This window comes from Streptomyces sp. NPDC059957, assembly GCF_042730015.1.
In the GTDB taxonomy this organism is placed as follows: Bacteria; Actinomycetota; Actinomycetes; order Streptomycetales; family Streptomycetaceae; genus Streptomyces.
Genome location: NZ_JBHWMB010000007.1, coordinates 39,195 through 49,861 on the forward strand (window position 1 = coordinate 39,195; position 10,667 = coordinate 49,861).

A 10,667-nucleotide genomic window follows, 5' to 3' on the forward strand; every position below is an offset into this window, starting at 1 on the left:
GACGGTGGTCCTTGACGCCGGCGTCAGGGCAAGGAGATCCCGTGAGGGGATCGTGCACGGGGCTATCGCTGCGGCGGCCGGAAACGTACGCTGGGAAGTGGATCACGGATCGCCCCGATTACCGGACAGTCACAGGGAAATCGGACCAAAGCCCTTTACTTCATAGGACGTTCCTACGAGTTATGGGCTTGTTTGATTGGTCTGTAGTCGCCGAGCCTCGGCCACTCCTACGGTGTGCCATGTGCACTCCAGCCCCCCTTTCAATGCCCCCGCCGCGCGTCGTCTCCGCGCTGCCCTGGGCATGGCTCCCGGTCATGTCGCCTATGGCCTGCGCGCCCAGTACGGACTGCTCGTCACTCCCGAGACCGTGATGGCGTGGGAGCGTGGCGAGATCTCGCCCACCTCCCCCGAGGTCACCGCCCTGGCCGGCGTGCTCTGGTGTTCCCCCGGCGAGCTGCTCGCGGAGCCCGTCACCCTGCGGGAACACCGCATCTCCCGGGGTCTGGCCGCCGATGACCTGGCCCGCCGGGTCGGGGTGGAGGCGGGTGCGTACCAGAAGATGGAGGACACCGGCCGCTGGAAGGGCAACGAGCGGCAGTCCGCCGCGCTGGCGACGGCCCTGGGGCTGACGCTGGCCCAGTTCGTGACGGCGACCGGCAAGCACGAGGAGCTGGCCGAGCTGCTGCGCAGCGCGGTGACCACGCGCTGGCAGGCGTACGTGAAGCCGCTGGCCAAGCTGCTTCCGGTGCCCAAGGCGCACCTGGAGCGGGTGCTCGAGCAGCTGCACGGCGAGTACCAGTCGCGGATGGTGGCGACCCTGAGCTGGGGCACCGGGCAGGGCGAGGCCGGCAGCGGCGACTCGGGACGTGAGTACCTCAGCGACATCGTGGAGCGGTTCTGGTACCTCGCGGGGGGTGCGTCGTAGGACACATTCCGCCCGCGGGCTCCCTACGGGAAAGGCCCCGACCACGTCCGGACGAGGACGCGATCGGGGCCTTTCGGCGCTCGAAGTCGGGGCGGGGGTCCCGTCCCGGGGGCCGGTCGGCGCACCGGAGGGGCAGGTGCGGACCGGGCCTTTCGGCGGCCGGACCGGTGACGGAGGTCCCGGCCGCGGGGAGGGTCAGAAGGGGGAGGGTCAGAAGACGGACTCGGCCTCGTACATGCGGTCCTCGGGGACGGTCTTCAGCTCGGTGACGGCCTCGGCCAGCGGGGCCATGACGATGTCGGTGCCGCGCAGGGCGGTCATGTTGCCGAAGTCGCCGCGGTGGACGCCCTCGACCGCGTGCCAGCCGAAGCGGGTCGCGAGGACGCGGTCGTAGGCGGTGGGGGTGCCGCCGCGCTGGACGTGGCCGAGGATGACCGGGCGGGCTTCCTTGCCCAGGCGCCGCTCCAGTTCGACGGCGAGGCGGTTGCCGATGCCGGCGAAGCGCTCGTGGCCGTACTGGTCGATCGCGCCCTTCTCGTACGGCATGGAGCCCTCGCCGGGGTGCGCGCCTTCGGCCACGCAGATGACGGCGAACTTCTTACCGCGGGCGAATCGTTCCTCCACCATCTTGACCAGGGCGTCCACCTCGAAGGGGCGCTCCGGCAGGCAGATTCCGTGGGCGCCGCCGGCCATGCCGGACTCCAGGGCGATCCAGCCCGCGTGCCGGCCCATGACCTCGACGACCATGACGCGCTGGTGCGATTCGGCGGTGGTCTTGAGGCGGTCGATGGCCTCCGTGGCGACCATGACGGCGGTGTCGAAGCCGAAGGTGCGGTCCGTGGAGGAGATGTCGTTGTCGATGGTCTTCGGTACGCCGACGACCGGCATGCCGGCGTCCGACAGCATCCGGGCGGCCGTCAGGGTGCCCTCGCCGCCGATCGGGATCAGGGCGTCGATGCCGTAGCGCTTGGCCAGTTCGACGGCGTTCTCGGCCGCCTCGTGGAGGCGTGCACGCTCCATGCGGGCCGATCCGAGGATCGTGCCGCCACGGGCGAGGATGCCGCTGACCGCGTTGATGTCGAGGGGGCGGAAGTTGCCGTCGAGGAGGCCCTTGAAGCCGTCCTCGAAGCCGATGACCTCGTCCCCGTGCCCGACCACGGCACGGTGTACGACCGACCGGATGACAGCGTTCAGGCCCGGGCAGTCGCCGCCTGCGGTGAGAACTCCGATACGCATCGTGCTGTGTCTCCTGCTCCTGGTCGGACCTGGCTGTTCGCGTGCGGGCGTCCAGCCGACCGACGTACATATGAGATGCCGTATGAGGTGCCTCATGAAGGGCGTAATGGTGAAGCCTGTCCGATTGTTCCACGGGCTCCGGGTGGCGCGCGCTCTGTGGCACGCCGCCCAGGAGGGCCCGCAGGGCCTTTCGGCCCCCTCCGGCAGGCCCTTCTCCCGGCGGGCGTCCTAAGGAATCGCAGGGGTATTGTCAAGAGGTCAAGCCCATATTTACTGGGACAACCGAGTCGAATTGGGACGGAGAGCACGCGTGACGCGCAGCGTGTACGTGACGGGTATCGAGCGGGGGGACGGCCGCCAGGTCGTCGAGCTGGGCATCATGGAGCTCCTGACCCGCCAGACTGGCCGGGTGGGCGTGTACCGCCCCCTGCTGCACGACGGGCCCGACCGGCTCTTCGACCTGCTCAAGGGTCGGTACCGGATCGACCAGGACGCCGCGACGGCCTACGGCATGGAGTACCACGAGGCCTCCGCCATCCTGGCCGAGAAGGGCACCGACGAACTGGTCTCCCAGCTCGTCGGCCGCTACCAGAAGGTGGCGCGCGACTACGAGGTCATGCTGGTCCTCGGCACCGACTACGCCGACACCAACCTCCCCGACGAGCTGGCGCTCAACGCCCGCCTCGCCAACGAGCTGGGCGCGCTGGTCATCCCCGTCGTGGGTGGTGGCAAGCACCCGGCCGAGGCCGTGCGCGCCGAGACCCGCAACGCCTACCGCGCGTACGAGGCCCTGGGCTGCCACGTCGGCGCAATGGTCGTCAACCGGGTGGCCGCCGAGGACCGCGAGATGATAGCCGAGCGCCTGGCCGCCAGACTCCCCGTGCCCTGCTACGTCCTGCCGGACGACAAGCACCTGTCCGCCCCGACGGTCGCCCAGATCACCCAGGCGCTCGGCGGCGAGGTGCTCCTCGGCGACGAGGCCGGACTGGCCCGCGACGCCCTGGACTTCGTCTTCGGCGGGGCCATGCTGCCCAACTTCCTCAACGCCCTGACCCCCGGCTGCCTGGTCGTCACCCCCGGAGACCGCTCCGACCTGGTCATCGGCGCGCTCGCCGCGCACACCTCCGGCACCCCGCCGATCGCCGGTGTGCTGCTGACGCTGAACGAGCGCCCGGGCAAGGACATCCTGACGCTGGCCTCCAAGCTGGCTCCGGGCACCCCGGTGGTCTCGGTGGCGGGCAACAGCTTCCCGACGGCCGCCGAACTCTTCGCGCTGCAGAGCCGGCTGAACTCCGCGACCCCGCGCAAGCTGGAGACCGCGCTCGGCCTGTTCGAGCGCCACGTGGACACCGCCGAGCTGCGCGAGGTGCTCTCGGTGGCCCGCTCCGAGCGGGTCACTCCGATGATGTTCGAGAACCAGCTGCTGGAGCAGGCCCGCGCCGAGCGCCGCCGCGTGGTCCTCCCCGAGGGCACCGAGGAGCGCGTGCTGCGCGCCGCGGACGTGGTGCTGCGCCGCGGGGTCTGCGACCTCACCCTGCTGGGCGAAGAGCAGGCGATCCTGAAGAAGGCCGCCGACCTGGGCATCGACATCTCGGCCGCCCAGCTCATCGACCCGGCGACCTCCCCGCTGCGGGAACGGTTCGCCGAGTACTACGCCAAGGCCCGCGCCCACAAGGGCATGACGGTCGAGCTGGCCCACGACGTGGTCACCGACGTCAACTACTTCGGCACCCTGATGGTCCAGGAGGGCCTCGCCGACGGCATGGTCTCCGGTTCGGTGCACTCCACCGCCGCCACCATCCGCCCGGCCTTCGAGATCATCAAGACCAAGCCCGACGCGTCCATCGTCTCCTCGGTCTTCTTCATGTGCCTGGCCGACAAGGTCCTCGCCTACGGCGACTGCGCCGTGAACCCGGACCCCAACGCCGAGCAGCTCGCCGACATCGCCGTCCAGTCGGCCACCACCGCCGCCGCGTTCGGCCTGGAGCCGCGGATCGCGATGCTCTCGTACTCCACCGGCACCTCCGGCTCGGGCGCGGACGTCGACAAGGTCCGCAAGGCCACCGAGCTCGTCCGCGAGCAGCGCCCCGACCTGCTGATCGAGGGTCCGATCCAGTACGACGCCGCCGTGGAGCCCTCGGTCGCCGCGACCAAGCTGCCCGAGTCCGAGGTGGCCGGCCGCGCGACGGTGCTGATCTTCCCCGACCTCAACACCGGCAACAACACGTACAAGGCCGTGCAGCGCTCGGCCGGCGCGGTGGCGGTCGGCCCGGTCCTGCAGGGTCTGCGCAAGCCCGTCAACGACCTCTCGCGCGGCGCCCTGGTCCAGGACATCGTCACCACCGTGGCCATCACCGCGATCCAGGCGCAGTCCCGGCCCGTGGCCGGCTGAGCCCGCCACCACCGAGCCCCCGAGCCCCTCACCGCAAAGGAAAGACCCCCATCGTGACCGCATCGCGCGTACTCGTCCTCAACTCCGGCTCCTCGTCGGTGAAGTACCAGCTGCTCGACATGGCGGACTCCTCCCGCCTGGCGGTCGGCCTGGTGGAGCGCATCGGCGAGGAGACCTCCCGCCTGGTGCACGAGCCGCTGACCGGCCCGGGCGCCGCGGGCGGCAAGCGCGTGACGACCGGTCCGATCGCCGACCACGGGGCGGCGCTGCGGGCCGTCGCGGCGGAGCTCGCCGCCGACGGTCTGGGTCTGGACTCGCCCGAGCTGGCCGCCGTGGGCCACCGGGTGGTGCACGGCGGGACCAAGTTCACGCACCCGACGCTGATCGACGACGCGGTGCTGGCCGAGATCCGCGCCCTGATCCCGCTCGCCCCGCTGCACAACCCGGCGAACGTGACCGGCATCGAGGTGGCGCGCGAGCTGCGCCCCGACCTGCCGCAGGTCGCCGTCTTCGACACGGCCTTCCACTCGACCATGCCGGAGCACGTGGCGCGGTACGCGATCGACGCCGCGACGGCCGACAAGTACGCCATCCGGCGGTACGGGTTCCACGGCACCTCGCACGCCTACGTCGCCCGGGCCACCGCCCGGCTCCTGGGCAAGGCCGAGGAGGACGTGAACGTGATCGTGCTCCACCTGGGCAACGGCGCCTCGGCCTCGGCCGTGCACGGCGGCGTCTGCGTGGAGACCTCCATGGGGCTGACCCCGCTGGAGGGCCTGGTCATGGGCACCCGTTCGGGCGATCTGGACCCGGCGGTCGTCTTCCACCTGGCACGGGTCGGGGGCATGTCCGTCGACGAGATCGACTCGCTGCTCAACAAGAAGAGCGGTCTGCTGGGTCTGTGCGGCGACAACGACATGCGCGAGGTGCAGCGGCGGGCCGCGGAGGGCGACGCCTCCGCCCGCCTGGCGCTGGCCTCGTACATCCACCGTCTGAAGAAATACATCGGCGCCTACTCGGCGGTCCTCGGCCGGGTGGACGCGGTGGCCTTCACCGCGGGCGTGGGCGAGAACTCCTCCGAGATCCGGGAGATGGCCCTGGCCGGTCTGGCCGAACTGGGCCTGGCGCTCGACCTGGAGGCGAACTCGGTACGGTCCCCCGAGCCGCGCCTGGTGTCCGCGGAGTACGCACGGGTGGCCGTGGCCGTGGTCCCGACGGACGAGGAACTGGAGATCGCCAGCCAGACGTACGCGCTGGTTACCCGGTAGTCACTTTGGACTTTCCGCCAGACGGAATATTCCGCTACGAAACAAACCGATAGGATCCGCTCCATGCGCCGTTCCAAAATCGTCTGCACGCTGGGCCCCGCCGTCGACTCTTACGAGCAGCTGAAAGCTCTCGTAGAGGCCGGTATGAACGTGGCCCGATTCAACTTCAGCCACGGCTCCCAGGCAGAACACCAGGAGCGGTACGACCGCGTCCGGAAGGTCTCCGAGGACACCGGGCGTGCCGTCGGCGTCCTCGCCGACCTCCAGGGCCCGAAGATCCGCCTGGAGACCTTCGCCGAGGGTCCCGTCGAGCTCGTCCGCGGTGACGAGTTCACCATCACCACCGAGGACGTCCCGGGCGACAAGTCCATCTGCGGCACGACCTACAAGGGTCTGCCGGGCGACGTCTCCAAGGGCGACCAGGTCCTGATCAACGACGGCAACGTCGAGCTCCGGGTGACCGAGGTCGAGGGCCCCCGGGTCAAGACCATCGTCATCGAGGGCGGTGTCATCTCGGACCACAAGGGCATCAACCTGCCGGGTGCCGCCGTGAACGTCCCCGCCCTGTCGGAGAAGGACGTCGACGACCTCCGCTTCGCCCTGCGGATGGGCTGCGACATGGTCGCCCTGTCCTTCGTGCGTGACGCCGAGGACGTCAAGGACGTCCACAAGGTCATGGACGAGGAGGGCCGCCGGGTCCCCGTCATCGCCAAGGTCGAGAAGCCGCAGGCCGTCGCCAACATGGAGGGCGTCGTCGCGGCCTTCGACGCGGTCATGGTCGCCCGTGGCGACCTCGCCGTCGAGTATCCGCTCGAAAAGGTCCCGATGGTGCAGAAGCGCCTCGTGGAGATGTGCCGCCGCAACGCCAAGCCGGTGATCGTCGCGACCCAGATGATGGAGTCGATGATCACGAACTCGCGCCCGACGCGCGCGGAGGCCTCCGACGTCGCCAACGCGATCCTCGACGGCGCGGACGCGGTCATGCTGTCCGCCGAGTCCTCGGTCGGCGCCTACCCGATCGAGACCGTCAAGACGATGTCGAAGATCGTCGAGGCGGCCGAGGAGGAGCTCCTGTCCAAGGGCCTGCAGCCGCTGGTCCCGGGCAAGAAGCCCCGCACCCAGGGCGGCTCCGTCGCCCGCGCGGCCTGCGAGATCGCGGACTTCCTGGACGGCAAGGCCCTGGTCGCCTTCACCCACTCCGGTGACACCGCCCGCCGCCTGTCGCGCTACCGCGCGAACCAGCCGATCCTGGCCTTCACCACCGACGAGGGCACCCGCAACCAGCTCACGCTGAGCTGGGGCGTCGAGTCCTACGTCGTCCCGCACGTGGACAACACCGACTCCATGGTCGACCTGGTGGACGTGGAGATGCTCAAGCTCAAGCGGTACAACAAGGGCGACACCATGATCATCACCGCCGGCTCGCCCCCCGGCGTCCCCGGCACGACCAACATGGTCCGGGTCCACCACCTGGGCAGCGGCGCCCGCGACTGACCTCGCACCCGCCGTACCGCGCCACTCGCTCCACCCGTACAGGCTCTGCCGCACAGAGACCGAGGGCGGCACCCCGATCCGATGAGGATCCGGGGTGCCGCCCTCGGTGCGTTTGCGACGAAGCTCCCGGCAGCGCATGCTGCCGGGAGCTTCTCGTCCGTACGGTCCTACTCCGCCGGGCCGATGTAGTTCTTGAGGCCCGGGACGGTCAGGGTGCCGCCGAACTGGCCGGCCTGGACGACCTTGACCTTCGTGAAGAACGCGAAGGGGACGTTCAGGGGCGGCGGGCTCTTCGGGGTGAACTCGATCGGGATCAGCCCGAAGAGGTTGCCCTTGAGGCTCTCGGTGTACATCGTCACCTTGGCCCCGCGGATCTTCGAGGTGGAGCCCGGACGGGACTTCAGGTGGGCGATGTACGGGTCCTTGCCGACCGTTTGGTAGAGGTCCTTGATGTCCAGCGAGTCCGCGGTGAACTTCAGGACCGTCTTGGTCTTGCCGCCCGCCGTCTTCACCTCGACGATGCCCTCGTAGTCGAGGCCGTAGAGGGTCAGCAGCGAGCTGTCCAGGTACCAGGGCTCGTCCGGGAGCAGCGGGATGCCCTGCTCCAGCTTGGCGTCGGCAATGGCCTTGGCATCGTAGGTCGGGCAGGGGAAGGGTTCCTTCCCCTTCTTGCCCTTGCCGGCCTTGCCGCCCTCCGTGGCCGTTTCCGGCACCGGCTTGGGCTTCGGCTTGGTCTTGCCCGTCTCGTCCTTCGGGGTGGTCGCGGTGCGCTTGACCTCCTCGGAGAGCTCCGAGACCGTGGCGCCGGCCGTCTTCGCGGCGTCGCGGATGGCGGCCTCGGTCGCGTCCGGAGCGGGCGCGGTGGTCGCCGTGGCGGTCGGGGCCGGAGCCTTCGTGGCACCCGTGAGGGGCTCCGCGATCTCGTTGACCAGGCCCTTGACGGCTTCGCCGACACCGAGCGGGTCCAGCGGGTTCGCCGTCTTGGCCGTGGGCAGCGCCGCCGGCATGAGACCGGGCTTCTCGACGGCCTTCGACGCCGACGGGCTCGTGCTCGGCGCGGGCACCGTCGTGGGCGACTTGCCCGGTTCGGGCGTCGTCCGCGGAGCCTTGGACGGGGTCTTGGAAGGCTTCTTCGATGCCGACGGGGAGGGCGACTCCGCGGGCTCGTCGGACCGTGTCACGCACGGTCCGGGCGCGAAGGGGATGTCCTTGTCGTCGGCCACGGCCAGCTTCGGCGCCATGCTCATGCCGACGAAGACCGCGGTCGGCATGGCCGCCAGCGCCATCGTCTTGCCGACGGGTATCTGGATCTTGGTCAGCAGCGACTTCCTGGGCGCCGCGTGGCGCGGGCCCTTCCTTTCACGGGACTCCGCACCCGGAGCCTCGCCCCGTTGCGTTTCGTCACCCCGCACTGTTCCTCCCGCCATCGGCGTGGGCAGTCGTCTCGCTCGCGTATGCGGTCGTTTCCGTTTCGCGCTGTCCCGGGACCCCGTGGGGGCCCGCCATCGCCTCGGCCTTGCCCAGGTTCACGGCGTGTGCCGGGTCTCTGGTGTCCCTCAGGTCGGACTCGTCCGCCGGCTTGCCCGGCACCCACGAGAGCGCGAGGCCGCCGCCGGTCAGGGCGCAGATGATGCCCAGACCGAAGCCACCGAGGTTCGACACCGGGATGGACACCAGTCCCAGCAGGATCGCGGCGACGCCCGCGAAGATCCGTACGCCCTGCTGGAACCAGAGCGTCAGCCCCAGCGTGACCAGGAGGACACCGATGATCAGCGAACCGGCGCCGGTCGTCGTAGCCATCGCGAGGGTGACATTGCCGAGCCGGACGTCCCCGTACGGGAAATAGAGGATCGGAGCACCGCTGAGGAGCGTGAACAGACCTGCCCAGAAGGGGCGGTGACCGCTCCACGCATGGAAGCGGTAGTACACCACGGTGAGCCAAGCGTCGTCTTCGGCGCGCACGTAAACCGGGGCCTGGGGGTTCATGGACAACAGCTCCCTGGAAACGGGTGGTACTGAGAACTATGTGGAGCCCGGACGGGCGGGCGACGGCAGCGGCCGCCGTCACCGCCCACCCGTCCGGTCATGCACTGGGAGCGATGGCTTCGCGTCCTAGTAGCAGGGCTTGTCGCCACCGAGCAGGCGCAGCTTCAGGTTGGGCAGCTTGAAGGTGCCGGCCGTCGTGGCCCACGCCTTCTGCTTCACGTCGGTCAGCACGGCGCGGTCCGCGCGCTGAGAGAAGGCGTACTTGTTCTTCTTCTCGTCGCTGACGGTGCCGGCCTGCGGCTTCGTCTTGTGGGACGGGTCGCTGACCGCGACACCGATGTCCAGGTTGGTGAACTCGGCATCGGTGTCGAGCTCCGCAACATCCAGGTAGATGTTGGTGGCCACGGCGGGCTTGCCCGGCTCCGTGCCCGTCCTCAGCTGCAGCGTGATGTTGCCGAGCGGAGTCGGCGTCACCAGCGACTGACACATGTTGGTGATCTCGGCACGGCTGAACCCGGAGATGGTCACCGGGTGGGCCACCGGCTTGCCGTTCATGTCGTGGCCCTGCGAGATGCTGCCGTACTGGATCAGGTCGCGACCGTCCAGCTTGTCGGCCGACACCTTGAAGTCCTGGCCCGAGACGCTGAAGGACGCCGCGAGGGCACCCTGCGCCAGACCCACACCAACCGCCGCCGTGGCGGCGATGCTCGGCACCATGACGAGCGCGAAGCGCTTCCATCTGGTCCCGCCACGAATCTGGGAAATCATGTTCGTTCCTCCTTCTCGGACGTACATCTCCGGTCCGGGCGGTGCCCGTCCTGGGATGGGAGAAGTGCTACGTCCTCGGGAAGGAGCGCGAGCGGCCGAGCCGCGGCAATGCCGCGTCCGTACACCGGCGTTCACCCCCGAGCGACAACCACTTGGCCACGCGTTCGCGCAACCTGGAGGACAGGCCCCGCCATGTGACGGAGACCCCCCTGTCCCACGGCCGGTGCCACTGCCACCGGCCGGCCCGGTGGGGACCCTCCACCGCGGCTCCGGATGAGCGGCTCTGCGGGAAGGACCGAGCGTCGCCGATCGTGGTCCATTCACGGCCGGGGCACAAGGGGGTTCGTTACTGGCGGGTAACGGCCAGATAACCTGAGGGAGTCCTGCCCCTGTCGGGCGGCAACACAGGGTGTCACCAAGGGCCACGACAGACCGGGGGAAGAGTGAACACACCGGACAGTTCACGGGGTTCGATTTACTGCGAGTAACAGCGGCCACGCCCTCCCCCACTCTTCCCCACCCCCCCCCCCCCCTCCCCCCCCCCCCCCCACCCCCCCCCCCTCCCCCTCCTTTTCTTTGTCCCTTCCCCCTCTCCCCA

At 69.7% G+C, this 10,667-nt stretch carries 8 protein-coding genes; 4 read left to right on the forward strand and 4 right to left on the reverse strand.

What is annotated here, in order from left to right; translation table 11 throughout:
- Positions 1 to 301 precede the first annotated feature (301 nt).
- Positions 302 to 925 (forward strand): helix-turn-helix domain-containing protein, encoded by a 624-nt coding sequence (locus ACFWBW_RS06870; RefSeq protein ID WP_385369107.1) that lies wholly within the window; start codon positions 302 to 304, stop codon positions 923 to 925.
- A gap of 210 nt (positions 926 to 1,135) precedes the next feature.
- On the opposite strand, the gene ACFWBW_RS06875 is transcribed toward ACFWBW_RS06870, so the two are convergent.
- Positions 1,136 to 2,161, reverse strand: a complete 1,026-nt coding sequence (locus ACFWBW_RS06875; protein WP_385369109.1) for an ATP-dependent 6-phosphofructokinase — start codon at positions 2,159 to 2,161, stop codon at positions 1,136 to 1,138.
- Positions 2,162 to 2,471: 310 nt separating this feature from the next.
- Here ACFWBW_RS06875 and pta point away from each other — a divergent pair, with 310 nt between their 5' ends.
- The 3 genes from pta (at position 2,472) to pyk (ending at position 7,315) form a co-directional block, all read left to right on the forward strand.
- Positions 2,472 to 4,553 carry a phosphate acetyltransferase gene (gene pta / locus ACFWBW_RS06880; RefSeq protein ID WP_385369110.1) on the forward strand — a complete coding sequence of 694 codons (2,082 nt, stop codon included), beginning with the start codon at positions 2,472 to 2,474 and terminating at the stop codon, positions 4,551 to 4,553.
- Between the two features lie 53 nt (positions 4,554 to 4,606).
- Positions 4,607 to 5,821 carry an acetate/propionate family kinase gene (locus ACFWBW_RS06885; protein WP_385369112.1) on the forward strand — a complete coding sequence of 405 codons (1,215 nt, stop codon included), beginning with the start codon at positions 4,607 to 4,609 and terminating at the stop codon, positions 5,819 to 5,821.
- A 63-nt stretch (positions 5,822 to 5,884) separates the two neighbouring features.
- Positions 5,885 to 7,315, forward strand: coding sequence for a pyruvate kinase (gene pyk / locus ACFWBW_RS06890; RefSeq protein WP_385369114.1), 1,431 nt, complete (start codon positions 5,885 to 5,887; stop codon positions 7,313 to 7,315).
- Positions 7,316 to 7,482: 167 nt separating this feature from the next.
- Here pyk and ACFWBW_RS06895 read toward each other — a convergent pair whose 3' ends face one another.
- From ACFWBW_RS06895 to ACFWBW_RS06905, 3 genes are all read right to left on the reverse strand, one after another.
- Complete coding sequence (locus ACFWBW_RS06895) at positions 7,483 to 8,727, reverse strand: hypothetical protein (protein WP_385369116.1); 1,245 nt, start codon at positions 8,725 to 8,727, stop codon at positions 7,483 to 7,485.
- Positions 8,717 to 9,301, reverse strand: a complete 585-nt coding sequence (locus tag ACFWBW_RS06900) for a DUF6114 domain-containing protein (protein ID WP_385369118.1) — start codon at positions 9,299 to 9,301, stop codon at positions 8,717 to 8,719. The genes ACFWBW_RS06895 and ACFWBW_RS06900 overlap by 11 nt, the downstream gene beginning before the upstream one ends.
- 126 nt (positions 9,302 to 9,427) lie before the next feature.
- On the reverse strand, positions 9,428 to 10,069 hold the full coding sequence (locus ACFWBW_RS06905; protein WP_385369120.1) for a DUF6230 family protein: 642 nt from the start codon (positions 10,067 to 10,069) through the stop codon (positions 9,428 to 9,430).
- Between the last annotated feature and the right edge of the window lie 598 nt (positions 10,070 to 10,667).

Excerpts from the sequence above, each read along its gene's own strand:
- ACFWBW_RS06870 (WP_385369107.1), top strand. The coding sequence starts at position 302 with ATGGCTCCCGGTCATGTCGCCTATGGCCTGCGCGCCCAGTACGGACTG.
- ACFWBW_RS06875 (WP_385369109.1), bottom strand. The coding sequence starts at position 2,161 with ATGCGTATCGGAGTTCTCACCGCAGGCGGCGACTGCCCGGGCCTGAAC.
- pyk (WP_385369114.1), top strand. The coding sequence starts at position 5,885 with ATGCGCCGTTCCAAAATCGTCTGCACGCTGGGCCCCGCCGTCGACTCT.
- ACFWBW_RS06900 (WP_385369118.1), bottom strand. The coding sequence starts at position 9,301 with ATGAACCCCCAGGCCCCGGTTTACGTGCGCGCCGAAGACGACGCTTGG.
- ACFWBW_RS06905 (WP_385369120.1), bottom strand. The coding sequence starts at position 10,069 with ATGATTTCCCAGATTCGTGGCGGGACCAGATGGAAGCGCTTCGCGCTC.